This is a genomic window from Methylobacterium sp. UNC300MFChir4.1 (assembly GCF_900110155.1).
Taxonomy (GTDB): Bacteria; Pseudomonadota; Alphaproteobacteria; order Rhizobiales; family Beijerinckiaceae; genus Methylobacterium.
The window spans coordinates 170,634-193,234 of record NZ_FOCS01000004.1 but is presented as its reverse complement, the minus strand read 5'-3'; the positions used below and the strand labels follow the sequence as shown (position 1 = coordinate 193,234).

General features: G+C 72.7%; 23 protein-coding genes. 9 read left to right on the top strand and 14 right to left on the bottom strand.

Annotation, left to right across the window (positions count from 1 at the left end):
• Nucleotides 1-106: 106 nt before the first annotated feature.
• The 9 genes from BMY19_RS08420 to BMY19_RS08375 form a co-directional block, all read right to left on the bottom strand.
• Nucleotides 107-736 carry a uracil-DNA glycosylase gene (locus BMY19_RS08420; RefSeq protein WP_100251425.1) on the bottom strand — a complete coding sequence of 210 codons (630 nt, stop codon included), beginning with the start codon at nucleotides 734-736 and terminating at the stop codon, nucleotides 107-109.
• The gene (locus BMY19_RS08415) at nucleotides 726-1,484 is read right to left on the bottom strand and encodes a PIG-L deacetylase family protein (RefSeq protein ID WP_100251476.1); all 759 of its coding nucleotides are present in this window, start codon (nucleotides 1,482-1,484) and stop codon (nucleotides 726-728) included. Before BMY19_RS08415 ends, BMY19_RS08420 begins: the two co-directional genes overlap by 11 nt.
• 42 nt (nucleotides 1,485-1,526) lie before the next feature.
• Nucleotides 1,527-2,765: a glycosyltransferase family 4 protein gene (locus BMY19_RS08410; RefSeq protein WP_091679479.1), complete on the bottom strand. Its 1,239-nt coding sequence runs from the start codon at nucleotides 2,763-2,765 to the stop codon at nucleotides 1,527-1,529.
• Between the two features lie 85 nt (nucleotides 2,766-2,850).
• Entirely contained in the window at nucleotides 2,851-3,723 is an 873-nt protein-coding gene (locus BMY19_RS08405; RefSeq protein WP_100251424.1) for a sugar phosphate isomerase/epimerase family protein, read from the bottom strand.
• Entirely contained in the window at nucleotides 3,720-5,321 is a 1,602-nt protein-coding gene (locus tag BMY19_RS08400) for a YcaO-like family protein (protein ID WP_100251423.1), read from the bottom strand. The genes BMY19_RS08405 and BMY19_RS08400 overlap by 4 nt, the downstream gene beginning before the upstream one ends.
• A gap of 219 nt (nucleotides 5,322-5,540) precedes the next feature.
• Nucleotides 5,541-6,536, bottom strand: coding sequence for a Gfo/Idh/MocA family protein (locus BMY19_RS08390; protein WP_100251422.1), 996 nt, complete (start codon nucleotides 6,534-6,536; stop codon nucleotides 5,541-5,543).
• Nucleotides 6,536-7,717, bottom strand: coding sequence for a class I SAM-dependent methyltransferase (locus BMY19_RS08385; protein WP_100251421.1), 1,182 nt, complete (start codon nucleotides 7,715-7,717; stop codon nucleotides 6,536-6,538). The genes BMY19_RS08390 and BMY19_RS08385 overlap by 1 nt, the downstream gene beginning before the upstream one ends.
• A 44-nt stretch (nucleotides 7,718-7,761) precedes the next feature.
• Nucleotides 7,762-8,691, bottom strand: coding sequence for an HD domain-containing protein (locus tag BMY19_RS08380; RefSeq protein ID WP_100251420.1), 930 nt, complete (start codon nucleotides 8,689-8,691; stop codon nucleotides 7,762-7,764).
• Nucleotides 8,692-8,731: 40 nt separating this feature from the next.
• Entirely contained in the window at nucleotides 8,732-9,922 is a 1,191-nt protein-coding gene (locus BMY19_RS08375; RefSeq protein ID WP_056526026.1) for an inositol-3-phosphate synthase, read from the bottom strand.
• A 349-nt stretch (nucleotides 9,923-10,271) separates the two neighbouring features.
• Between BMY19_RS08375 and BMY19_RS08370 the strand changes: the two genes are divergently transcribed.
• The 7 genes from BMY19_RS08370 (at nucleotide 10,272) to BMY19_RS08340 (ending at nucleotide 16,633) form a co-directional block, all read left to right on the top strand.
• Nucleotides 10,272-11,522 carry a transglycosylase SLT domain-containing protein gene (locus tag BMY19_RS08370; protein WP_100251475.1) on the top strand — a complete coding sequence of 417 codons (1,251 nt, stop codon included), beginning with the start codon at nucleotides 10,272-10,274 and terminating at the stop codon, nucleotides 11,520-11,522.
• A gap of 308 nt (nucleotides 11,523-11,830) precedes the next feature.
• Nucleotides 11,831-12,067: a DUF6894 family protein gene (locus BMY19_RS08365; RefSeq protein WP_020092591.1), complete on the top strand. Its 237-nt coding sequence runs from the start codon at nucleotides 11,831-11,833 to the stop codon at nucleotides 12,065-12,067.
• A 141-nt stretch (nucleotides 12,068-12,208) separates the two neighbouring features.
• A complete protein-coding gene (locus BMY19_RS08360) occupies nucleotides 12,209-13,270 on the top strand; it encodes an MBL fold metallo-hydrolase (protein WP_020092592.1) in 1,062 nt (353 codons plus the stop codon).
• Between the two features lie 151 nt (nucleotides 13,271-13,421).
• The gene (locus BMY19_RS08355) at nucleotides 13,422-15,041 is read left to right on the top strand and encodes an ABC transporter substrate-binding protein (protein WP_100251419.1); all 1,620 of its coding nucleotides are present in this window, start codon (nucleotides 13,422-13,424) and stop codon (nucleotides 15,039-15,041) included.
• Nucleotides 15,042-15,139: 98 nt separating this feature from the next.
• A complete protein-coding gene (locus BMY19_RS08350) occupies nucleotides 15,140-15,385 on the top strand; it encodes a hypothetical protein (protein ID WP_091926210.1) in 246 nt (81 codons plus the stop codon).
• A gap of 194 nt (nucleotides 15,386-15,579) precedes the next feature.
• Nucleotides 15,580-15,993 (top strand): CREC-EF hand family protein, encoded by a 414-nt coding sequence (locus BMY19_RS08345; RefSeq protein ID WP_100251418.1) that lies wholly within the window; start codon nucleotides 15,580-15,582, stop codon nucleotides 15,991-15,993.
• 325 nt (nucleotides 15,994-16,318) lie between these two features.
• Complete coding sequence (locus BMY19_RS08340) at nucleotides 16,319-16,633, top strand: hypothetical protein (RefSeq protein WP_100251417.1); 315 nt, start codon at nucleotides 16,319-16,321, stop codon at nucleotides 16,631-16,633.
• 58 nt (nucleotides 16,634-16,691) lie between these two features.
• Here BMY19_RS08340 and pcaD read toward each other — a convergent pair whose 3' ends face one another.
• Both pcaD and BMY19_RS08330 read right to left on the bottom strand, forming a co-directional pair.
• On the bottom strand, nucleotides 16,692-17,489 hold the full coding sequence (pcaD, locus tag BMY19_RS08335) for a 3-oxoadipate enol-lactonase (RefSeq protein WP_056526010.1): 798 nt from the start codon (nucleotides 17,487-17,489) through the stop codon (nucleotides 16,692-16,694).
• Nucleotides 17,490-17,577: 88 nt separating this feature from the next.
• Nucleotides 17,578-17,850, bottom strand: a complete 273-nt coding sequence (locus BMY19_RS08330; RefSeq protein WP_020092598.1) for a DUF2061 domain-containing protein — start codon at nucleotides 17,848-17,850, stop codon at nucleotides 17,578-17,580.
• A 206-nt stretch (nucleotides 17,851-18,056) separates the two neighbouring features.
• Between BMY19_RS08330 and BMY19_RS08325 the strand changes: the two genes are divergently transcribed.
• Nucleotides 18,057-18,326: a hypothetical protein gene (locus BMY19_RS08325; RefSeq protein ID WP_091926206.1), complete on the top strand. Its 270-nt coding sequence runs from the start codon at nucleotides 18,057-18,059 to the stop codon at nucleotides 18,324-18,326.
• Here the strand turns inward: BMY19_RS08325 and BMY19_RS08320 are convergent.
• Nucleotides 18,313-18,693 (bottom strand): hypothetical protein, encoded by a 381-nt coding sequence (locus BMY19_RS08320; protein ID WP_100251416.1) that lies wholly within the window; start codon nucleotides 18,691-18,693, stop codon nucleotides 18,313-18,315. The genes BMY19_RS08325 and BMY19_RS08320 overlap by 14 nt on opposite strands.
• Before the next feature lie 114 nt (nucleotides 18,694-18,807).
• Here BMY19_RS08320 and BMY19_RS08315 point away from each other — a divergent pair, with 114 nt between their 5' ends.
• Nucleotides 18,808-19,236, top strand: a complete 429-nt coding sequence (locus BMY19_RS08315; RefSeq protein ID WP_100251415.1) for a DUF1810 domain-containing protein — start codon at nucleotides 18,808-18,810, stop codon at nucleotides 19,234-19,236.
• Between the two features lie 4 nt (nucleotides 19,237-19,240).
• On the opposite strand, the gene BMY19_RS08310 is transcribed toward BMY19_RS08315, so the two are convergent.
• Complete coding sequence (locus tag BMY19_RS08310) at nucleotides 19,241-21,667, bottom strand: PBP1A family penicillin-binding protein (protein ID WP_100251414.1); 2,427 nt, start codon at nucleotides 21,665-21,667, stop codon at nucleotides 19,241-19,243.
• 160 nt (nucleotides 21,668-21,827) lie between these two features.
• The gene (locus BMY19_RS08305; RefSeq protein WP_100251413.1) at nucleotides 21,828-22,490 is read right to left on the bottom strand and encodes an HdeD family acid-resistance protein; all 663 of its coding nucleotides are present in this window, start codon (nucleotides 22,488-22,490) and stop codon (nucleotides 21,828-21,830) included.
• Nucleotides 22,491-22,601: the final 111 nt, after the last annotated feature.

The window sequence follows — 22,601 nt, the reverse complement described above, 5'->3', positions numbered from 1 at the left end:
CGTCAGCCCGTGCCGGAATCTCCCGGACCGCGGCCCGTTGCCCCGCATGTAGGCCGAACCGGGGCGCAAGGCCAGGGAAGGCAGGCCCGTGACGGGCGATCTATCCTCAGCCGGAGGTCCGATCGAGGATCGCGGCCGCTTCCGCGAGGCCGCGCCGGATCCGCTCCGGCACCTCCGGCGCGGTGCAGACATAGGTCGGGCTCGGGTGCGGCACCCGGATCACCGGAAGGGCGGGGCGGAGCGCCGCGAGGGCGGGCGCGGCCTCGCCGGCGAAGCGGCCGGCCAGCACCGCCACGGCGAGGCGCGGCAGCAGGTCGAGGAGCGGGGCCAGATAGGGCGCGGCCGCCGCCACCTCCGCCCGGCGGGGCGCCCGGTTGCGGGCGCCCTCGGCGTGGATGAGCCAGGGGACCGCGTTCCAGATCAGCGTGTCGGCCCGGCCGAGCCCGGCCTCGGCGAGGAAGCGGAACAGGTTCGCGGCCGTGCCGTTCGCGCTGTCGCGGGTGACGAAGCCGGTGCGCAGGACCGCCGGGCCGGGGGTCTCGAGCAGCAGGAGCATCCGCGCGCCGACGCCGCCGTCCAGCGGGTCGGGCGCCGGGACCGGGGCGCAGCGCTCGGCCGCGATGGTCGCCGCCAGCGCCCGGATCGGGGCGATGTGGGGGCTGTCGATCAGGACGCGGCGGGCCGCGAGGGCATCCGGATCGGCCAGCGCCTTCGGCGCCCGCGGCTCAGCCGGCATCGAGGCCGGGGATCGCGGGGCCGAGGCGGCCGGACCGGCGGAAGCGCTCGGTGCCCTGTTCCCGGGCGAGGCGCGCGTCGAGGCCGGCCACGCCGCCGAACTGGAAGCCGATCTGGCTGGCATAGGCCGCGCAGGCGGCGCGCTTCCGGGCCTGCGCGTCCGGGGTGAGGCGCATCGCGGGCTCGGCGAGGTCGGCGAACAGGTCGGCGAGGGGTTCCTTCGGGGCGGCGTCCCGCACCGTGTAGGGGAAGTCGCGCCACCACAGGATCGGCCGCGCCGGCGCGAGGCCGCGCAGCGCCCGGACCGCCTGGACGTGATCGACATGGCCGCCGATCGCCTGCGGGGCGAGGAGGAGGTCCGGGCTCTCCGCAGCGATCAGCCCCGCGATGGCCGGCGCCAGATCGGCCGCGACGCCGTCGTCGGCGCGGGTGTCGGCGAAGAGCTCCGGCGCCGAGCCGTAGCCTCGGTGCGGTGCCTCCCGGAACGGCAGGTGGACGGGCGGCGCGATGCCGAGCGCCGCGGCAGCCCGGACATCCTCGTCCCGGCGCAGGGCCATGTAGTCGACCTCCGGTCCGAGCCCCTTGTCCAGCTGGCAGGCGAGCGCGAAGCCCCTCGGCTCGGCGACGCTGCCGGTGAACAGGGTCGCCATCACCACGCGCCAGCCAGCTTGCGCGAGGCTTGCCAGGAGGCCGCCGCACGAGAAGGCCGCGTCGTCGAGATGGGGCGAGAGGGCGAGCGCGGTGGGCATGGTCCGGGGTGCGACGGTCTCGATGGGTTCCAACCCGCGCGCTCAGAGAAGGTGCGGCTCGGCGCGGAATCGACAGGTCGGATCGTGGGGCAGATCCGGCGAGAAGCCGGTGGCCGGCCGCTCGCCGCGCACGCGGGCGTAGACGTCCATGATCTGCCGCCCGACCGCGTGCCACGAGTAGACGCGGCGGCACTCCTCCAAGCCGGCCGTCGCGATGCGGCGGCGAAGATCCGCGTCCGCGATGACCCGGGTGAGCGCGGCGGCCAGCGCCGGGACGTCGCCCGGGTTCACCAGCAGCCCGTTCTCCCCGTCGCGCAGGCAGTCCGAGACGCCGACCGCGTGGCACGAGACGGTGGCGAGCCCGGCCGCGAGCGCCTCCAGGATCGTGTTGGAGAAGCCCTCCGCGTAGGTCGGCGAGACGAACACGTCGGCGCGGCGGTAGAGGTCGGGCACGGTGGCGTACTCGGCGTAGCCCGTGAAGGCGATCTCCCGCTCCGAGAAGGCGCGCTCGGCGGCGAGCGCCTTGGCCGGGTCCACGTCGGGCCCGATCCCCGAGATGGTGGCGGCGAACGGCGTGCCCTGCGCGCGCAGGATCGCCAGGGCCTCGATGAAGTCGAGCACGCCTTTCCGGCGGTCGACCCGGCCGTGGTAGAACAGCCGCACCGGGCCCGGATGGGGCGCGGGCAGCCCGTCGGGCGTGCCCTGCGCGAACCGGTCGGTGTCGACCGCGCCGGGCACGATGGTGAAGCGGGCGGGGTCCGACCCGAGCCGCTCGCAGACCTCGTCCACGAAGGAGGCGCCGCCGATCAGCAGCGCGTTGGCGTGGGCCAGCACCTCGCACATGGCGACCCGGTGGGTCTCGCAGCAAGAGCCGACCCAGTGGCCGTCGCCGCCCTGGATCGAGACGACGCTCGGCACGCCGAGTTCGCGCGCGGCGAGCAGCACCGCCCAGCCGGTCGGGTAACCGTATTGCGCGTGCAGGATGTCGAAGGGTTGTCGGGCGTGCTCGCGGCAGATCGCGTCCACCATCGCGGCGATGTCGCGCTCGAAGTCGCCCGACGCCTGCTCGCCGAGCTGCTCCAGGCCGATCACCCGCACGCCCGGCACCGGCGGGGGCGGCCCGCCCCCGTAGACCCGGGTGCCGAAGGCGTCGCCCCGGTACTGCGAGATCATCGTGACGTCGTGGCCGGCGCCGACCAGCTCGCGCAGCAGGTTCTGCGCGTAGACGCTCATGCCCGATATCGCCGGGAAATAGCGGCGGCTGAGGAAGAGGATTCTCATCGCGCCGCACTTTCGCATTGACCGGGCGAGGCGCCGAGGCGCCCCCTCTCCCGTGCCCGATCCTCGCCTCGCCGCGGTTCAGCTCTCACTGCCATTGCCGCCGCGTCTCCTGCTCGCCGGCCAGGACCGGGCCGGGGCGCCGACAGCCGCGGAGATAGTCCAGCGCCTGCGGGATCATCACGTCTGCCCGGTGGCTCTCGCGAGACAGCTCGACGCAGATCAGCTTGCCGAAGCCGACCGCCTCCAGGGCCTCCAGGACACCCGGCACGTCCATGTCGCCCTCGCCGAACGGCAGGTGGATGTGGCTGCCGCGCTTCATGTCCTCGATCGCCACGGTGCCGATCCGGTCGGCGAATTCCCGCACGGCGGCCGCCGGCTCGCGCTCGCCCGTGACGAGGCAATGGCCGGTGTCGAGGGCGAGCTTCAAGCCCGGCACGGAGAGGGAAGCGTAGTCGTCGAGCGTCTCGATCAGCATGCCGGGCTCGGGCTCCAGGCAGGGCACGACACCGGCCTCGGCGGCGAACGAGGCGACCTCGTTCAGCCCCTCCTCCAGCCAGTGCCGCGCCTCGCCGGGATCGACGCCGGGCTTCGGCACGCCGGCCCAGAACGAGACCGCCTCGGCGGAGAGCATGGCGCCGATCTCGATCGCCCGCTTGAGGAAGCCGACCCGCCGGGCGCGGCCCGCGGCGTCGGCGGTCACCAGCGTCGGCTCGTGCTTGGCGGACGGATCGAGGAGGAAGCGGGCGCCCGTCTCGATGACGCAGGTCAGCTCCAGCTTCTCCAGCAGGCTCGCCACCCGGCCGGCTTCCGCCGCCCAGGTGTCGGCGAAGGGGTCGAGGTGGTGGATGTCGAGGGTGAGCGCCACGCCGTCGTAGCCCGCCGCCTTGATCAGGTGGATCGCGTCGTCGAGGCGGTGGTTGGCCGCGCCGTTGGTGTTGTAGGCGAACCGGAGCGTCACGCCGCCCTCCCCTTCCGCTGGGCGAGGCGGAACGGCGCGTGGTGCGATTCCGGCTCGCGGTAGAGCGGATAGTGCCGCCCGACGATCCGCTCGGCCAGGGCCACGTCGAACAGCGGCTGGCCGCCGAACCGCTCCAGGGCTTCAGGGGTCAGACGCACCGGCCGCAAAGTCTCGCTCTCGGTGCCGAACTGGATGAGTGGATGGTCGCGGTCGATGAGCTTCCTCGTGTTGCGCTCGCCGATCCGGTAGTAGCTCATGGTCTCGACCTCGAGCCCCGGCACGATCGCCTTCACGACGCCGACCCCGCCGCCCGGCGGTGTGCAGTCGACGTAGAGCACGTCGAACCCGGCTTCGAGCAGCCGGTCGCAGGCGATCTTCCCCCGCGCATGGCCGTCGGCGGCCGGAGTGGAAGGCAACTCCGTAAATCGCTTCGTGCTGCGCTCGGAATAGACCGTGTCGGCCAGCACGCCGCGCAGGTCGGCCGCCGGCATCTCGATCCATTCGAGCATGGCCTGGAGTGCGCGGCTCTCCTCGAGGTCCAGGCTGGGCAGCGCCTTCTGGATGAAGGCGTCGACGTAGCCGGGCGGCGTCACCGTGGCGGCCATGTCGAGGGGGCCGTGCCCGAAGGTCTTGCGCACCCGGGCCGCCTGGAATTCCAGCAGCGCCTTGCGCAGCGCCCGCTCCCGGTCCGGGTCGCAGGCCTCGCCGCAGGCCGAGAGGGCGATCGGCGCCGGGGTGCGCGCCGGATCCTCGTCGTAGCCGACGACGTAGAGGTTGGTCAGCCCGAACTGGTCGGTGGCGAATTTCGGCAGCGCCCGGATGCCCAGCGCCTTCAGCCGGGCCAGCATGGCGGCGTTCTCCGAGCCGATGCCGTCGAGGTCGAGCATCACGCCCTGGTCGAGGGCCCGGAACAGCAGGCCGTTGCCGTCCCGCTGGAGCAGCTCCAGCACGCCGTGGCCCAGCGCGAAAGGCACGTCGGGCCCGGCGCCGAGGCCGTTGGTGATCAGGTTGGTGAAAGGCTTGTAGCCCTCCGACAGCTCGAAATAGTCGGTGGCGGCGACGTCGAGCGGCATCAGGACGATCTCGCCGGTGGCGTGGCGGATCGCGGGCGTCCACTCGAGCACCGTGTCGCGGCCGACCGGGGACCCAGCGGGCAGGCACAGGGTCAGCGGGTCGGCGACCGACTTGGCGCCGTAGACTCGGGCGAGATCGGTATAGCTCGCCCGCTCCTTCGCGCGGGGCAGCACCGCGAGCGAGGGCATCAGGTTCTCGGCGATCTCCGCCACGGCGCCGATCAGCGCCTCGTCGTCGGTGGCGCCGTAGCCGATCCCAGACGGCATCGCGCCCACGAAGAACGGGTCGTCGAGGAACAGGGCCACGAACCAGACCGGGATGCCGGTGCGATCGAGTGGCGCCAGCGGGAAGCCGACGACGCGCCCCTCCGGCAGCACGTCGAGATAGGCCTTGACCGGGTCGGGCAGGGTCTCGGGTAGGCCCTCGATCGGCCGCTTGGCCCCGAAACGGTAGGGGCGCGGCGCCTTGATCCGCTCGTGGCGGGCGCGGTCGTCCTGGTCGTGGAAGGCGTCTGCGTTGCTCACGTCGTGTTCCCGTCTTCCTCGAACCGTGCGCCGCACCCCCTCCCATTCATCCCCTCATCCCGAGGTGCCGAAGCGCAGCGGAGGCCTCGAAGGAGGGCTCCAGTCGGACGCGCGATCCCTGGAGCCCTCCTTCGAGGCCCGCTGACGCGGGCACCTCAGGATGAGGGCGTGGGTGGGAGATGCCGGGGTGTGGTTCCGTGGCTGCGTATCCTGTGTCCGCTACCCCTGCCCGTAGGCGCGGGCGACGAGCCGCATCGTGTGAAGGTCCCGGGACGCCGCGTACGCGGCCCGCTCCTCGGGCCGGCGCAGCGCCGAGCCGAAGGCGCGCACCTGCTCGGTGAAGGGCGAGCTGTCGGCGTCGAAGGCGAGCGGTTCCGCGCGCCCGCTGGCGCCGTCGACGAAGGTCAGCGAGCCGCCGGCCGTCTGGCCCATCGTGTTCTCGGCGACGAGCAGACCCTTCGTGCCGACCACCTCCAGGCGGCGGCGGGGCAGCGCGTCGGGACAATTGTAGGCGACGTGCAGGCTCGCCAGTGCGCCGCTCCGCGTGCGCCCGATCAACAGGGCGCCGTCGTCGACGGCGTAATCCTGGGCCTTGGTCTGGGTGAGGGCCGCGAGGTCGGCGATCGGCTCGCCGAGCAGGTAGTCCACGAGATCGAGCCCGTGCGGGGCGAGGTCCATCAGGGCGCCGCCGCCGGCCTGGGCGGCGTCGATCCGCCAATTGGGCTGCCCGGCCTCCGACCAGTCGCGACCGAGCCAGCAGGCGTAGACGATCCGTACGGTCGTCACCGTGCCGAGCCGCCCGGCCTCGACCTGCGCGCGGATCGTCCGGTGGGCCGGGTGGTGCCGCTGGTCGAAGGCCGTTCCGTAGAAGATCTTCTGGGAGTCGACGGCGTGCGCGATGGCTTCGGCATCCGCCAGCGTCGCCGCCATGGGCTTCTCGCACAGGATCGCCTTGCCGGCAGCGGCCAGCGCCTCGACGGCGCCGCGGTGCAGGTGGTTCGGCGTCGCCACGTAGACCGCCTCGACCGCGGGCTCGGCGATCAGGCCGGCGAGATCGGCGTGGACGCGGGCACCGGCCCGCTCGGCGGCCGCGCGGCTCTCCGGGTTCGGATCGCTGACCGCCACCAGCCGGTGCCCGGCCGCGCGGATGCCGGGCTCCATGTAGTCGCGGGCGACCCAGCCGTAGCCGACGATGCCCCAGCCGACCGCGTCCATCACCACCGCTCCGGCAGGTCGACGAACTCGCGCACGCGCACGCGCTGCGTTTCCGGCGCATCGAGGCTTTCGTCGAAGGTCAGCGACTCCGGTCCCGGGGAGTGCAGCGGGTACGTTGCGCGCGGGGCGTACTCCGCCTCGTAGCGCTCCGAGGGCCAGCGGATGACGTAACCGCCGCCCTCGGGCACGTAGAGCGGGTTGAGCCGCAGCACGGTGCCGGGCTTCGGCAGGGTGAGGCCGTCGACCAAGGCGCGCGGCGCCGGTCGCATCCCGGGACCGCACACCACCGAGAACGCCTCGCAGCTCCGCAGGGCGGCGGGGTCCTGCGGGCCCGGCGCCCGCGCCTCGACCAGCGCCCGGGTCAGCTCCGCGTCGTCGTAGACCAGGGCGTCGGGGAAGAACTCGGCGATCTCCTCGGCCGTCACCGCGCGTCCGGTCGAGAAGCCCGGACAGTCGCGGTTGTGGATGTGGCTCAGCGCCAGCCAGCCGTCGTCGCCGGCGTTCTGGCGGAGGTTCTCGAGGAGCGCCGCCTTGTCGTCGAGGAAGTAGAAGGCGTCGTTGCAGACGACGAGGTCGACCGGCGCCCCAGGGATCGGCCAGTGGGGCGAGCCGGCGTCGAAGCAGACGAGCTGCGCCTTCTCGGCCACGACCCAGTGGCGCGCGACCCAGAGCTTGGCGAAGACCACGTCGGCGCCGGCGACCTTGCAGCCGCGCCGCTGCAACTCGCGCAGGTAGTGGCCGATGCCGCAGGCGAACTCGAAGACGCAGACGGGCTCGTTCCAGTGCGCCTCCAGCAGCGACAGGCCGGCCAGGAAGGTCGGGTCGCTCCAGCGGTGCAGGAAGTAGTCGCCGACGCGGCCCCAGCCGAGGAGCTCGACCGCCTCGCGGAGGGTCGCCTCGCGGCGCGTCTTGATCAGGCGGATGATCCCGGCGGGATCGGCCGGCGGCCCGTTCCACCAATCGTCCTGATCGACCAGCAGCGCGGCCAGCGCCTCGTCGGGCTCGCCGGCGTCGAGATGGGCGAGCACCCGCTCGACCAGGGCCGCGCGGTTGATCCGCAGGTACGGGATGCCGTCGATCACGGGCCAGCGCGCGCCGGTCTCCGCGTCGCGCAGGGCGTGCGGGCCATCGGCCTTCAGCGGGTTGCCGGTGTCCGGCGATCTGAGTTCGAACGGGATCATGGTTCTCGGGGCCGCCCGGGCAGATGGGCGACCGGGTCCGGCGATCAAGGGATGCGCATGTCGGCGAGGACACGATCGTGGAAGCCCTTCACCGGGCCGGCATGGACCAGCTCCCACTCGTCGAGCACCATCCCCATCGTGGTCGAGGCCCCGCGCAGGTGCTGGGCGATCTGGAGGACGCGATCGATGCAGTCGGCCGCGTGGAAGGCGCGGCCCTCGGCGGTGGCGTCGTCGGGCAGCACCGCCCGGGCGCGCTCGACCTGGGCCCGCAGGGGCGCGTCGAGCTCGGCGAGGGCCCACGCGGCGGTGGTGGCCATGATCGGGCCGAGATGGTCGCCGAGCAGCATCTCGCCGGTGAAGCCGGCATCCGGCATGGCGGCGTTGTGGAAGTGGTGGGTCATCGCGGCCAGGAACACGGTGCCGGGATCGGCCCGGTAGAACGGGCTGAGGCAGACGCCGTAGACCGCCACGATCAGGCAGTGCTCGGCGTGGTTCTCCGGCGGCTCCAGCAGGATCCGGGCGCGGCCGGGGCAGGTGACGCCCGCCCGCGGCTGCTGTGCCAGGGCGCCGACGAAGCCCGGCAGCGGCCCGGGCCGGCCGGCCGGACGCGGCGCGAGCCGCGCGCGCAGGCGGTCGCGGAGGTCCGGATCGAGCTCTCCGGTGACGGCGTCGAACCCCGCCACCAGCACCGCTGAGGCCGCCGCGTCGGAGAGCCCGGCCGCGGTCAGGAAGGCCGCGTCGAGGTCGCAGAGGCGCGTCGCCGCCAGCGTGACGGCCGCGATGTCGAGGGCGACGTCGTCCGGCGCGGCGCCGCCGGTCAGCAGCCCCCAGCCCTGCGTGAACAGCCGCTCGGCGATCGAGCCCGTACGGCCCGCGGAGCGGACGCGCTTGAGGTCGTTCATCTCGACCAGAAGGTCGCGCAGCGCTTCCGGCGCGGCGCCGCCGGAACGGGGCGGCTCATTCTCGCTTGGCATCGTCTCGTTCCGAAAAGCCGCCCCCTGGTTCTGACGAAACCTAGTGCACGCCCAGCCAGTCGCGGAGCATCTGCTCCTGCTTGCCGAAGGCGTGCTCCGGACCGTGGCCGTTCTTGACCATCGGCGCCTTGAAGAAGGTCGAGAGCTGCTCCTGCACGCCGCCGTCGCCGCGCTTGCTCGCGAGATCGAGGACGCGGGCGATCTCGATGACGAGCGGGGCGGCCAGGATCGAGTCCTTGCAGAGGAAGTTGACCTTGATCTGCATCCGCTGGCCCATGAAGCCGGTGACGTCGATGTTGTCCCAGGCCTCCTTGTCGTCGCCGCGCGGGCGGTAATAGTGGATGTGCACGAGGTGGTCCTCGACCGGGTAGCCGAGGATCGAGTCGAGCACCGTGCCTTTGGTGTTGAGCTTCGACTGCAGCGAGTTCGGATCGTTCAGGGCGAGGCCGTCGCGGTTGCCCAGGATGTTGGTCGAGAACCAGCCGTCGACGTGGAGGGCGCGCGCCTTGAAGGCGGGGGCCAGCACCGTCTTCATCATGGTCTGGCCGGTCTTGCCGTCCTTGCCGGCCACCGGGACGTTCAGCTCCTTGGCGAGGTCGAGGAGCGCCGGGACGTCGGCGGCGACGCTCGGGGTGAAGTTGGCGTAGGGGATGCCGCTCTTGATCGCCGCGTAGGCGTAGAGCATCGCCGGCGAGATCGCCTCGTCGCTCGAATCCAGGCCCTTCTCGAAGGCGGCGGTGGAGTTCAGGGTCGGGTCGCTGAGGTCGGGCCAGCGCTCCGTGGAGGCGAGGTTCACCACGACCACGTCGTCGAGGTTGCTCTCCTTCTGGAAGCGGCGGAGATCGTTGGCGATCACCGAGACCGCCTCGCGGTGGTCCTTGGCGACGATCCGGTTCTGACCGTCGATGTTCTTGCAGAACTTCGCGCTGCCGACCGCCGGCCAGGGCGTGATGCCCTTCAGGACCTGGGCGCCGTTCTCGATGTCGTCCTTCGAGAGCACGCCGTGCCCGCTCGCCGCGGAGGCGAGGTCGTCGCCGTTCAGGTCCCAGCCCCCGAAGACGAGGTCCTTGTAGTCGGCCATGCCGGCCACGGAGAGACCGGCGAGCGGCAGCCCGTCGAGACGGTTGGAGCCGGATTTGATCATCTCGATGCCGGCGATGGCGGTGGTGGCGACGGCGCCTCCCATGCCAACGAAGGCGACACCGACGCGGCGACCGGACTGCATGCTCATCGGAAACTGATGTCCTTGTGCGGACGCGGGTGGCGTCTTGAAGGGTCCGTCCTGGGACGGAAATTCACCCCCCCGGGGCCGTACCTAACTGGCTCGGCGGTGCTCCGTTCCAACCCGAATGCGACAACATCGCCCCGTCGTCGTCCCGCGCGCGGCCGGTCGGCCGCCGGTCGGCGGCGTTAACGGGGCCCTAAGCGGGAGGGTTAACCCTTCCTTGACCGTGCCACGCTTGGATCACGGGGCCGTCCCATTCTGGTCACGGCCGGCGTCGATAGGGCCGCCGCTTCCAGAAAAAACCCGGCCGTCAGAGCCGGGCGGACGCAAGGACCGATCTAGAAGAGGACCGATGATGGGGGTTTTCCCGGAGCCGGCGCGTTGCGCCGACGACGTGAACCGACTCGTGCCGCAGACCCTGACCGGCACGGGGCATTTCGAGGATGAAGCCGTGGCGTGGCTGCCGCGGGCCGGGCGCGACGCAGGGCGCCGGTCACTTCGCCGCACCGGCCTCGGCCGGATCTCCGGGACGCTGGCCCTCGGGCTCGTCGCCGGGTTCGGCCTGCCGCAGGCCGCCTTCGCGCCCGCCTACTTCGCGCCGGCCGCCCAGGCCCACGACCGGGTCGACACCAGCCCGCGCGCCGCTCAGGAACTCGCTCAACGCGCGTTCGAGCCCGCGGTTCCCGCCGAGGCGCCCGCGGCATCGGCAGACGCACCGGCATCGGCACCGGCGAAGGATGCCTGGAACGGCCTGCCCGTGCCGGAGCAGGAGCCCGCCACCACCGCCCTGATCCAGGACGACCTCGCGGCCCTGCCGCGGGTGACGCAGGAGCAGGACGCGGTCAAGTTCGGCGAGCGCAGCGTGCCGCGCAAGGTGGTCGACACGATCGTCAAGGCCTCCGACGAGGCCGGCGTCGATCCCGTCTACATGATGGCGCTGGCCGACAAGGAATCGAGCTTCGACACCGCGGCGAAGGCCGCGACTTCCTCGGCGCAGGGCCTGTTCCAGTTCGTTGCCCGCACCTGGCTGGAGATGATCCGCGACTACGGCGCGCGCTACGGGCTCGCCGAGGAAGCCGCCGCCGTGAAGGGCCGGGGCGCCGCGATCACCGTGACGGGCAGCATGCGCGCCCGGGTGCTCGGCCTGCGCAACGACCCGCGCGTCGCCGCCCTGATGGCGGCCGAGCTGATCAAGCGCGACCGTGACCGGATCGAGGCCCGGGTCGGGCGCGCGCTCACCACGACCGAGCTGTACCTCGCCCATTTCCTCGGCACCGCGAGCGCCGGGCGCTTCCTGTCGCTCTCCTCCGAGAAGCCCGACGAGGTCGCCGGCCGCGAGTTTCGCACCGCGGCGCGGGCCAATCGCGGCCTGTTCACCGAGAAGACGGGCGGCAAGCGCCGCAGCCTGACCGTGTCAGAGCTGCACGACCGGATCGACGGCATGATCGACCGGCGGCTGACCCGCTATCAGGGCGTGGCGGCGGTCGCCGAGGCGCTCGACAGGGCGCCGGCTCAGAGCGACGTCGCCGCCACCGAGGAGACGGTTCCGGTGGCCGGCAACCGCCGCGTCGAGGTGACGGAGGCGCTGCCGCCGGACGGCGTGTGAGGACCGGATCGCGGCGCCGGCCCGCCTGAGCGGGCCGGCTCGCGGCTTCGGCCCGAAGAATCCGGCCCGCCGGATCCGTCGGACGGGCGGCTCTCCCGGCCGCGTCCGCCGAGGAAGTCTCCCGCGCCGGGCCGCGCCGGCCCGCGGCGTCGCGAAACGTCGGGACGGGGCGGGCGCGGCGCAGCGAGGCCGGAAGCGGCTTTCGCCCGACCGTCGAGCGGCCTCAAAGCTCGGCTTTTAAGGCACTGTTAACCATAGCAAGACCAATCCTATCGGCAGACTACTTCTCTTAGAGATGCTTGGCGCCGATGCCCCGCTACTTCATCGACCTGCACGACGGCTCCCAGCCGATCCACGATGAGGTCGGATTCGACCTGCCGGACCTTCCGGCGGCCCGCGCCAAGGTCACCCGGATCATGTCGGCGATCGCCCGCGACATGCTGCCGGAGGTCGAGCGCCAGGATTACGTGGCCTGCGTCCGCGACGGCGTCGGCAAGGTGGTCTACCGGGCGCGCCTGTCCCTCGCTGCCGAGATGGTGGAGTGAGCCGGCGCGCTCCGGCCGCCTGATGCGTCCCTGCAGACGTCGCTGAGCGACGTCCCTGAGACGGCGCCGAAACCGCCCTGAGGCTCCCCGCCGCGCCGCGGCAGTGCTTGACCGGCCCCCGGTTCCGGCCATCTCGGACCCATGAAACGGCGCAGCCTGCTCACGGTCGCGAGTGCGGCCACGGTCATGACGCTCGGCGGCGTCGGCTACGCCGCGCACCGGCGCGGCCGGAACCCGTACTACCGCGGCCCGACCTCCGACCATTTCGACGGGTTGCGATTCTTCCTGCCCGGTCAGTCCACCGACAAGGCGCTCCCCGACGTGCTGCGCTGGCAGGCCAAGCGGCAGCGCGAGCCCTGGCCCAAGAGCTTCCCCAGCCCCTACCCGGCCGACCGGCCGCCGGAGCGCGTCGAGGGCCTGCGGGTCGTGCTGATCGGCCACGCGAGCTACCTCGTGCAGGTCGCCGGCCGGAACATCCTGATCGACCCGGTTTTCGCCAAGCGCGCGAGCCCGGTCCGCTTCGCCGGGCCGAAGCGCGTCAACCCGCCGGGCATCGCCTTCGCCGACCTGCCGCCGATCGACGCGATCCTGGTCACCCACAATCACTACGACCATCTCGACGGGCCGAGCCTCGCCCGGCTCTGGCAGGCGCACCAGCCGCTGATCGTGGCGCCGCTGGGCAACGACACGATCCTGCGCGGCTACGACGACACGATGCATGTCGAGACCCGCGACTGGGGACAGTCGGTCGATCTCGGCGACGGGCTGCAGGTCCATCTGACGCCCGCGAACCACTGGTCGGCCCGGGGCGTCAACGACCGGCGCATGGCGCTGTGGTGCGCCTTCGTGATCACCTCGCCCCGCGGCGTGCACTACCATGTCGGCGACACCGGTTTCGGCGACGGCGCCCTCTTCTCCGACGTGCGGGCGCGGTTCGGGCCGCCGCGCCTCGCGACGCTGCCGATCGGCGCCTACGAGCCGCGCTGGTTCATGCAGGCGCAGCACGTCGACCCGGCCGAGGCGGTGAAGGTCTTCGGCCTGCTCGGCGCCGAGCAGGCGCTGGGCCATCACTGGGGCACGTTCCAGCTCACGGACGAGGGCGTCGAGCGGCCCGCCGAGGCGTTGGCGGCGGCCCTCGGCGGGGCCGGCATCCCGGCCGAGCGCTTCGTCGCCCTGAGGCCCGGCCAGGTCTGGGAGGCCTGACCCCCGGGCTATCCGGGGAACGCCGGCGGCCATTGGGCACGATGCGTGCATCATTCTGTATGCAGCATGGGGTGGAGGCCCGGACCGCGCCGCCGCGCCCGAGGGCGAGTGCCGTTCCGTGCGGCGCCCGCGCCTTCAGCCGAGAGACACGATGAACCCGATCAAGCCGACACGCCGATCCCTGATGGCCGGGGGCGTCGCCCTGGCGGCGCTGGGGGCGGCGGGCCGCGCCGGCGCGCAGGGCGCGGCCCCCGGCACCCTGACCTACGGCATCTCCATGACCGACCTGCCGCTCACAACCGGCCAGCCGGACCGGGGCGCGGGCGGCTACCAGTTCACCGGACTGACCCTCTACGATCCCCTGGTCGCCTGGGAACTCGACGTCGCCGACCGGCCGGGCAAGATGGTGCCCGGCCTCGCCACCGCCTGGGAGGCCGACCCGGCCGACCCCAAGGTCTGGACCTTCCACCTGCGGGAGGGCGTGGCCTTCCACGACGGGTCGGCCTTCGATGCCGACGCGGTGATCTGGAACTTCGACAAGGTGCTGAACAAGGAGGCGCCGCATTTCGACCAGCGGCAGGCGTCCCAGGTCCGCCCGCGCCTGCCCGGCGTCGCGAGCTACCGGAAGGTCGACGCCAAGACCGTCCAGGTCGTCACCAAGACGCCCGACAGCCTGTTCCCCTACCAGATGCTCTGGTTCCTGATCTCGTCGCCGGCGCAGTACGAGAAGGTCGGAAAGGACTGGGCGAAGTTCGCCTTCGAGCCCTCGGGAACCGGGCCGTTCCGGATGGGGCAGCTGGTGCCGCGGGTGCGCCTCGAGCTGCTGCCGAACATCGGCTATTGGAACCCGAAGCGGGTCCCGAAGCTCGCGAAGCTGACCCTTGCCTGCGTGCCCGAGGACCTCGCCCGGGTGAACGCGCTCCTGTCCGGCAGCGTCGACCTGATCGAGACGCCCGCGCCCGACGCGGTGCCGCGCCTGAAGGCCGCCGGCATGCGGGTCGTGGGCAACGAGACGCCCCATGTCTGGAACTACCACCTGTCGATGGTGGAGGGCTCGCCCTGGCGCGACCTGCGCCTGCGCAAGGCCGCCAACCTCGCCATCGACCGCGCGGGCGTCGTCGAGCTGATGGGCGGCCTCGCCCAGCCCGCGGTCGGCCAGGTCCAGGAATCGAGCCCGTGGTTCGGCAAGCCGGGTTTCAAGATCCGGACCGACGTCGAGGCGGCGCGCAAGCTCGTCGAGGAGGCCGGCTACTCGGTGAAGAACCCCGTGAAGGCCACGGTCCTGATCCCGACCGGCGGCACCGGGCAGATGCTGTCGCTGCCGATCAACGAGTTCGTCCAGCAGAGCTGGGCCGAGGTCGGCATCCAGGTGGCGTTCAAGACCGTGGAGCTGGAGGTGGCCTACACGGCGTGGCGCCAGGGCGCCGCGGATCCGAGCCTCAAGGGCGTCAGCGCCGGCAACATCGCCTACGTCACCTCCGACCCGTTCTACGCGATCCTGCGCTTCTACGATTCGCGGCAGATCGCGCCGAACGGCGTGAACTGGAGCCACTACCGCAACCCCGAGGTCGACGCCCTCTGCGACAAGGTGAAGGCGAGCCTCGACGTGGCCGAGCAGAACCGGCTGCTCGCGCGCATTCACGAAATCGTCGTGGACGATGCCGTGCAGGTCTGGGTCGTTCACGACACCAATCCGCACGCTCTGTCGTCGCGGGTGAAGAATTACGTCCAGGCGCAGCACTGGTTTCAGGACCTGGCGACGCTCGCCTGATCAGCCCGGATCTGTGCCAGCTCCGGGAAGAACGGGAGAACATCGGGAACGATCGGCGCGAGGACGGGTTGGACTCCGAACGCACGAAGGAGAGTCCCATGAAGACCCTGCTTGCCGGCGCCGTCCTGGCCGCCTCCCTGACGAGCGTCGTCCCCGCTGCGGCGCAGCGAATCGATATCGGTCCCGACGGGCCGAGTGTCGACCTGCGCTCCCGCGCCCAGCGGGAGCGCGATTTCCGCCGCGAAGAGTATCGGCGCGACCGCGCCTATGACGAGGATCGTCTCTACCGACGCCAGCGGTTCGACGACGACCGCCCGGTGACGCGGCGCGGCTACGGATACTGAATCACCGCGCGAATCGCCTGCCGGCGATTGTGCGCTCTCTTCGGGGGTCGGCTCGCGCCGGCCCCTTTTTCTATGCCGCGTCTCCGAAGCGCGGCCCGGGACAGCACGCAACCCACAGGGTCGAATTTCGCACTTGCGGCACGGTGAGTCGGAGACTAGGAAGATCGAGCATCAAATTTCGGGAGCATCTGGCAATGACCTCACGTTTCATCAGTGGCTTCGCGGCGGTCACCCTCGCGGTGTGCGGCCTCTCCGCTCCGGCCGCCTTCGCCAAGCCGATGAGCGGGTCGAGTGCCGTCAAGATGATCGACACCGACAACGACGGCACCGTCGACATGAAGGAAGTGGAGGCGGTGGCCTCGGCGACCTTCGACCGTCTCGAGAAGGACGCCGACGGCACCCTCGACGCCAAGGAGCTGAAGGGCCGCCTGAGCGCCTCCGGCGTGAAGCAGGCCGATCCGGACAGCGACGGCACCCTCGACAAGAAGGAGTACCTCGCGGCCGTCGGCGAGCGCTTCAAGCTGGCCGACCCGGACAACGACGGCACCCTCGACGCCAAGGAGCTGAACTCCAAGGCCGGCAAGGCTCTCCTGGCCCTCATCAAGTAAAACCGTCCGCGCGCTCCTGATGGAGCGTGGATGAGCGAGGCCTCCGCGGCGCTGACCGCGGGGGCCTTGCTGCGTTCATGGCGACCCTGAACCTTCGCCCGGACGCGCCGATCCATGGGGCCTGCACGTAAAAGTTGTGGATCGTGGCGATTGTTCTGCGGGCTCCGGCCGCTCCCGCGCCGACGGAACATCCGACCCCCCGTCCGACACCCCGTCCGGCCGCCGCGCCGGCTGCGACGCTCGACCGCTCGCCGGGCGCGGTCGGAGGGAGTTGACGGTCCGCAACCTGTAGGTGCACCCTCGAGGCGGTTGAGGGACCAAGACGATGCGGAACGGCTCACCAGAGGACGATGGCAACGCGAGACGCCGCGCGAGACCGGTCGCGCTGACCGAGGGACCGCACGGCGCGGCGGCGGCGGACGGACGCGACCGGATTGCCGGGAGCCGGCCGGAGCGCGCGGACGCGGAGCCGGCGGCAACGCTCGGCGATCTCGGCGACGCCCTGCTCGCGGCCTATCGGCTGGCCGAGCAGGACGGCGACGCGCTGACCGTGTCGCTGCTCGGGCAGGCGCTGCTGCGGACCGGGCGGCGCCTGGCGCGCGGGATGTCGCCCGCCGATGTCGGGATCGCCTGCCACTGAAGCGGCGCGCGGTCCCGGACACTCGGGCGACTGACGGGACGACGCCGCCGCGGCCCGCCTACGCGCCCGGCGCGGCGCGGTCGAGGAAGGCGCGCAGGTAGCCGCCGACCGCCTCGGCGCGCTCGACGGCGAGCAGGTGCGCCGCCCGGGGCAGCACGACGAGTTCGGCCTGGGCGATGCCGCCGCAGATCTCCTCGGCCATGGCCGGGGGCGTCGAGGGATCGTCGCGGCCGGCGATCACCAGGGTCGGCGCGGTGATGGCTCCGAGCGCCGGACGGAGATCCATGCGCCCGATCGCCCCGCAGCACACCGCGTAGCCGGCCGGATCGCAGGCCAGGAATCGCTCGCGGACAGCCCGCACCGTCTCGGGGGCGCGCTCCGCGAAACCCGGCGTGAACCAGCGCCCCAGCGTCGCCTCGACCACGGCCGCCGTCCCCTGGGCGCGCACGGTCGCGGCGCGCTCGTCCCAGCTCTGCAGGCTCGGCAGGAAGGCCGCCGTCGCCATCAGGGTGGCGCTGAGCGCGCGTCCGGGATCGGCGCTCGCCAGCGCCTGCACGGTCATCCCGCCGAGCGAGAGGCCGACGAGATGGGCGCGTCCAATGCCGAGGGCGTCCAGAAGGCCTGCGAGATCGCCGGCCAGATCCGCGATCGCGACCGGCCCGTCGCGCGTCTCCGACCCGCCGTGGCCGCGCGTGTCGTAGCGCAGCGTCCGGTAACGCCCCGTCAGCGCGGGCACCAGCGCGTCCCACATCTCCAGGGTCGCCCCCAGCGAGTTCGAGAAAGCGACGACCGGGGCGTCCTCCGGGCCCTCGAGGTGGTAGCGGAGGCCGAGTCCTCCGACGGTGATTTGCGGCATGCGACTCTCTCCGGTTCGGGCTCTCGAGGATGTCACGCCGCCGGGCGGGGGGCGGAGCTGGCGGGCAACGCGGCCTCCCGGACGGATCTCAGGCGCGACCAAGGGGAATCAGGCCCCAGCCGCGTTCGTGGAGGTAGTACAGCACGGTCTTGGTCACGGTCTCGGTCGAGGCGATCGAGCCGGCGACCAGCACGCTGCCGGTGAACAGGTAGGACAGCAGCAGCGTGTCGAGGCTCCCGACGACGCGCCAGCTCACGGCCTTGGCGATCGAGCGGAGGCGGCTCTCCCCGGCCGGGGGCGCGCGCGTCCGTGCGGGCTCGGGTGCGCGGGCATCGCGGGTTGGGACGTCGTCGGCGGGCATGCGGGCTCCCTGCGGTCGATCCGAAACGCGCGCGGTGGCGCGGTCCATTATGGGGCGGCGCACCGGATGCTGCCCCGCCGGATCGCCCGGCGCGCGGATGACGATGCCGCGAGCCCCGCGCTCCGGAGGAGCGTCTTCAACATGGGTCAATGCGCCGGCGGCCGAAACGCTCGACAAGAGCGGTGCGAGCGCAGAGGAGACCGGGGATGCACGAGCCTGCGATGGGCGACGCCGCGATCCGACCGGCGGAGTTCTGGGACACGGTCGGCGGCCTCGTGACCGCCAAGGTCGAGCCGGTGATCGGCCGAGCCGACAAGCAGCGTGGTCCCGTCATCGACTACCTGCGCGACCTGGAGGCCCTGGCGCGGCGCCAGTGCTCCAGCCGCGAGACGGTCCAGATCATCGCCTCGGGCCGGCGGCTCCTCGGAGACCGGAGCGAGATCGGGCCGTCGGACGGACCGTTCACCCGCGCCTGAGCCGGGCACCCGGCGGAGCCGCCCGCGCCATCCGCGACCGGACCAGATAGATCGCGGCCGCGACCGCCCAGGCCGCGCAGGTCGGCGCCACCCACTGCTGCAGATTCGGCAGGGACCAGCCGTACAGGAACTCGGCGCCGAGATGCGCCTGAACGGCGTCCCAGCCCGCGTGTTTGAGGACGTGTTCCTGCTGCCCGGCCTCGCGGCCGTAATAGTAGGTCGAGACCACGAGCGCCGCGACGCCTTCCGGTCGGGGACTGCGCAGCAGGATCAGAACGGCCGCCATTCCGGCGGTCTCGGGGATCGCCGTCAGGGCGTGGCTCATCGCCGGGTTCGCGACCATGAAGGCGACGAGCGTTGCGAGCATGGGCGGCGCTTACACCAATCCCGGCGCGGCGTCAGCGGCACTCCGGACCCGCGCCTGCATCCCCGGCGGCCGCCGCGCGGTTGACGGTGCGGGACCGGAACAACGGAGCCGCGCATGAGCGACACCTACGACCTCGGCCGCTTCGTCGCCGCGCAGGAGGGCGTCTACGGGCGCGCCCTGGCGGAGTTGCAGGCCGGCGACAAGCGCAGCCACTGGATGTGGTTCATCTTCCCGCAGATCGCCGGGCTCGGCGCGAGCCCGATGGCGCAGCGCTACGCCATCGGGTCTCTCGCGGAGGCGCAGGCCTACGCGGCGCACCCGGTGCTCGGCGCGCGCCTGCGCGCCTGCACGGCGGCCGTCAACGCCGTCGCCGGGCGCTCGGCCCACGCGATCTTCGGCTCGCCCGACGATCTGAAGTTCCGCTCCAGCGTGACGCTGTTCGCCCGCGCCGTGCCGGAGGAGCCGGTCTTCGCCGACGCGCTGGCGCGCTACTTCGACGGCGTCCCCGACCCGCGGACGCTGGCGAAGCTCGGGACGGGCTAGGCCCTCACCGGCCCCACAGGCCGACCCGCTCGGCGCGCGCCTGCTCCTCCGCGCCCAGGAGGTCCGGCGGGGCGTCCTCGGAGGCGCGGGCGCCGCCCGCGGCCAGGATCAGCCCGGCGAGGTCGTCGCCCTCGATGCGGCAGCGGGCCGTGGCCCCGTCGGACAGGCCGGTGCAGACCACCTCGCGGCGGCGCAGGTAGCTGGCGAGCTGGCGGGCGAGATGGCCGCGCTCGCCGACCACGCCGAGGAGGCGCACGACCCGCCCGCGCAGGTTGAGGGTGCCGGTATCGATCACCTCCGGAACGCCGCGGACCTCGCCGGCCGCGACGGGTTCGGCCGCGGGCGCGGCGGCGGCCCGAGCCGGCTCGGTCCGCTCCGCCGAGGGGCGGGCCTTGCCCTTCGCGAGCTTCTCGGCGGCCCGCTGGACGAAGTCGTGGAAGATCCCGGCCGGCATCTCGCCGCCGAACATGCGGTTCATCGGGCTGTCGTCGTCGTTGCCGACCCAGATCCCGACCACGAGGTCGGGGGTCATGCCGACGAACCACGCGTCGCGGAAATCCTGGCTCGTGCCGGTCTTGCCGCCGATGATCTGGCCGGGCACCCGCGCGGCGCGGCCGGTGCCGGATTCCACCACCGCCTGCAGCGAGTCGAGCATCATGGTGCGCGGCTCCTGCGCCAGCATCGGGCCCGGGGCCGCGTCGGCGCGGACGTAGAGCGGCTGCGGCGCGGCCCCGCGGATCGCCTGGATGCCGTAGGACTGGAGCGGGGTGCGCCCGGACAGGACCGAGCCGTAGGCGCGGGTCATCTCCAGGAGGCTCACGGCGCCCGAGCCGAGGACGAGGCTCGGCACGTTGGGCAGGTCCGACTGGATCCCGAGCTTGCGGGCGGTGGCGATCACCGCCGGGATGCCGACATCCTGCCCGAGCTGGGCCGCCACGGTGTTGATCGAGAGCGCGAAGGCGGTCCGCAGGGGCACGGGCCCCCGGTAGCGGCCGTCGTCGTTCTCGGGCTGCCAGTCGCCGATCTGGACCGGGCGGTCGACCATCACGGATTCCGGCGTGTAGCCCTTCTCGTAGGCCGTCAGGTAGGCGAGGAGCTTGAACAGGGAGCCGGGCTGGCGCTTGGCCTGGACGGCGCGGTTGAACTGGCTGTCCTCGTAGTCCCGGCCGCCGACCATGGCGAGGATCGCGCCCTCCTTCGACAGCACCACCATGGCGGCCTGGCCGACCTTGCGGCGGGCGCCGTCCTTGTCGAGGCGGCGGGCCACGACGCCCTCGGCGAGGCTCTGCAGGTCGAGGTTGAGGGTCGAGCGCACCGTCATGTCGCCGTCGGTGCCGGCGAGGCGCTTCACGTCGCCCGCGATCATGTCGAGGAAGTAGTTGGTGCCGGGCGGCGCCTCGGGGGGCGATTTCAGGGTCACGCTCTGCTTGCGCGCGGCGTCGGCCTCGGCCTGCGAGATCGCGCCGGTCTCGACCATGGCCTGGAGCACCACGTCGGCGCGCTCCTTGGCGCCGCCGAGGTTGCGGGTCGGGGCGAGCTGCGAGGGCGCCCGCACCAGACCGGCCAGCATCGCCGATTCCGGGAGGTTCAGCGCCTTGGCGGGCTTGCCGAAGTAGCGCCGCGCCGCCGCGTCCGCCCCGTAGGCGCCGGCGCCGAAATACGCGGCGTCGAGGTAGCCGAGCAGGATCGCGTCCTTGCTCATGGTCGACTCGACCCGCAGTGCCAGGAAGGCTTCCTGCACCTTCCGCCAGAGCGTCTTCTCCTGGTTGAGGGAGGTCAGGCGGACATATTGCTGGGTGATGGTCGAGCCGCCCTCGCGCACGCCGCCGCCGCGGAGATTGCGCCACGCCGCCCGGGCGAGGCCGCGCAGGTCGATGCCCCAGTGGCTGTAGAAGCGGCGGTCCTCGATCGCCACGATCGCCTGGGCGAGGTGCGGCGGCAGGTCGGCCGCGGTGAGCTTCTGGCCGCGGAAGCTGCCGCGGGTGGCGAAGACCCGGCCGTCGTCGGCCTCGACGGTGATCGCCCGCTGGCCGGTCTCGACCACGGCGCCGCCCAGCGGCGGCAGGCTCACGAAGGCCGCGAACAGGTAGATCGCCAGCGCCAGGGCCGGCAGCAGGACCACCAGGGCGGCGGCGAGCAGGGCCGGGTGCCGGCGGCCGAGGATCGGCCGGGAACGCCGGTTCAGGGCGCGCGCGTCCGTCTCGGCGACGGCGGGCGGGCGCTCCGCCGCGCGGGCCGACAGGGCCCGGCCGGTCCGCGCGAGGCCGAGCCCGGCCGCGGCGAGGAGGGTCCGGAGATGGCGCGCGAGGTCGCGCGCGGCCCGCCCGGCCTCCCGGGCGGCGAGCCGCGGGTCCGGGGCGTCGGCGGCGGGGTCCGGCTTCGGCGGTTTCGGCCCGTCGGCCGGGGCGCGTTCCGGCGCGTCGGGCGTCATCGTGGTGCGTGTTCCGGGACCGGCCGATCCGGCCGACCGAGCCTTCTAAGCCGCATCCGTCGCGGTGTCCCGCAGCCGTTGGGTCGCGGGACGGGCGGCGCGTCGATCGCGCCGCCACCGTGTGGATCGGGCCACGGGGCCCGATCCGGTCCCGGCCGGCTCACCGGCCGAGCGGCGCTCCCGGACCGACGGCGCCGTGCTGGGCGCGCAGCTTGAAGGCCAGGATCAGCAGGAGGATGCCGAAGGCGAAGGTGTAGGAGCCGATCCACCACGTCAGCACCAGGGCCGACATGCCCGGGTTGATGAGCAGCGCGAGGCCGAACAGGATCGACACGACGCCGCCGAGGCCCAGCCACCAGCGCCCGTAATGGAGGTGCAGGCGGAAGGCGGCGGCGATCATCAGGCCGCCGGTGACCAGCGCCCACGCGGCGAGCAGCAGCACGAAGGCCCAGACGGCCGCGGCCGGCACCAGCACCGCGGCGACGCCCACCACGATGTCGACGAGGCCCTCGACCAGCATGAAGCCCCAGCGCTCGTGGCGCTGCGCGGCCCGGACCGCGCCGACGACGGCGACGACGCCGTCGACGAGCATGTAGGCGGCGAAGAACAGGACCAGGGACAGCACGAAGGCGCCCGGCGCGATGAACGCGATCGCCCCGAACAGGACCGCGATGACGCCGCGCAGGGCGACGAGCCACCAGTTCCGCGCCAGGGCCGCACTCATGGCGTCGAGGCGCGCCGCGCCGACGAGCGGGATGCCGGAGGGGGCGGTCGCGGGGCCGGAACCGGGGCGGTTCGGCGTCGGGGATGGGCTGCTGGTCATGGCGAACTCCTGGGCCTTGAGGCCGGGAACGGCAAAGGTTCCGGGCGCAGAACGCCGCAGTGCGGCATGCGTTCCTAGGCGGGCTGATCCGCGCGTGGAACCTTGGGCCTG

Coding starts and splice junctions, on each gene's coding strand:
- BMY19_RS08420 (WP_100251425.1), bottom strand. CDS start 736: ATGCCGGCTGAGCCGCGGGCGCCGAAGGCGCTGGCCGATCCGGATGCC.
- BMY19_RS08415 (WP_100251476.1), bottom strand. CDS start 1,484: ATGCCCACCGCGCTCGCCCTCTCGCCCCATCTCGACGACGCGGCCTTC.
- BMY19_RS08410 (WP_091679479.1), bottom strand. CDS start 2,765: ATGAGAATCCTCTTCCTCAGCCGCCGCTATTTCCCGGCGATATCGGGC.
- BMY19_RS08390 (WP_100251422.1), bottom strand. CDS start 6,536: ATGGACGCGGTCGGCTGGGGCATCGTCGGCTACGGCTGGGTCGCCCGC.
- BMY19_RS08385 (WP_100251421.1), bottom strand. CDS start 7,717: ATGATCCCGTTCGAACTCAGATCGCCGGACACCGGCAACCCGCTGAAG.
- BMY19_RS08380 (WP_100251420.1), bottom strand. CDS start 8,691: ATGCCAAGCGAGAATGAGCCGCCCCGTTCCGGCGGCGCCGCGCCGGAA.
- BMY19_RS08375 (WP_056526026.1), bottom strand. CDS start 9,922: ATGAGCATGCAGTCCGGTCGCCGCGTCGGTGTCGCCTTCGTTGGCATG.
- BMY19_RS08370 (WP_100251475.1), top strand. CDS start 10,272: ATGGGGGTTTTCCCGGAGCCGGCGCGTTGCGCCGACGACGTGAACCGA.
- BMY19_RS08365 (WP_020092591.1), top strand. CDS start 11,831: ATGCCCCGCTACTTCATCGACCTGCACGACGGCTCCCAGCCGATCCAC.
- BMY19_RS08360 (WP_020092592.1), top strand. CDS start 12,209: ATGAAACGGCGCAGCCTGCTCACGGTCGCGAGTGCGGCCACGGTCATG.
- BMY19_RS08355 (WP_100251419.1), top strand. CDS start 13,422: ATGAACCCGATCAAGCCGACACGCCGATCCCTGATGGCCGGGGGCGTC.
- BMY19_RS08350 (WP_091926210.1), top strand. CDS start 15,140: ATGAAGACCCTGCTTGCCGGCGCCGTCCTGGCCGCCTCCCTGACGAGC.
- BMY19_RS08345 (WP_100251418.1), top strand. CDS start 15,580: ATGACCTCACGTTTCATCAGTGGCTTCGCGGCGGTCACCCTCGCGGTG.
- BMY19_RS08340 (WP_100251417.1), top strand. CDS start 16,319: ATGCGGAACGGCTCACCAGAGGACGATGGCAACGCGAGACGCCGCGCG.
- pcaD (WP_056526010.1), bottom strand. CDS start 17,489: ATGCCGCAAATCACCGTCGGAGGACTCGGCCTCCGCTACCACCTCGAG.
- BMY19_RS08330 (WP_020092598.1), bottom strand. CDS start 17,850: ATGCCCGCCGACGACGTCCCAACCCGCGATGCCCGCGCACCCGAGCCC.
- BMY19_RS08325 (WP_091926206.1), top strand. CDS start 18,057: ATGCACGAGCCTGCGATGGGCGACGCCGCGATCCGACCGGCGGAGTTC.
- BMY19_RS08320 (WP_100251416.1), bottom strand. CDS start 18,693: ATGCTCGCAACGCTCGTCGCCTTCATGGTCGCGAACCCGGCGATGAGC.
- BMY19_RS08315 (WP_100251415.1), top strand. CDS start 18,808: ATGAGCGACACCTACGACCTCGGCCGCTTCGTCGCCGCGCAGGAGGGC.
- BMY19_RS08310 (WP_100251414.1), bottom strand. CDS start 21,667: ATGACGCCCGACGCGCCGGAACGCGCCCCGGCCGACGGGCCGAAACCG.
- BMY19_RS08305 (WP_100251413.1), bottom strand. CDS start 22,490: ATGACCAGCAGCCCATCCCCGACGCCGAACCGCCCCGGTTCCGGCCCC.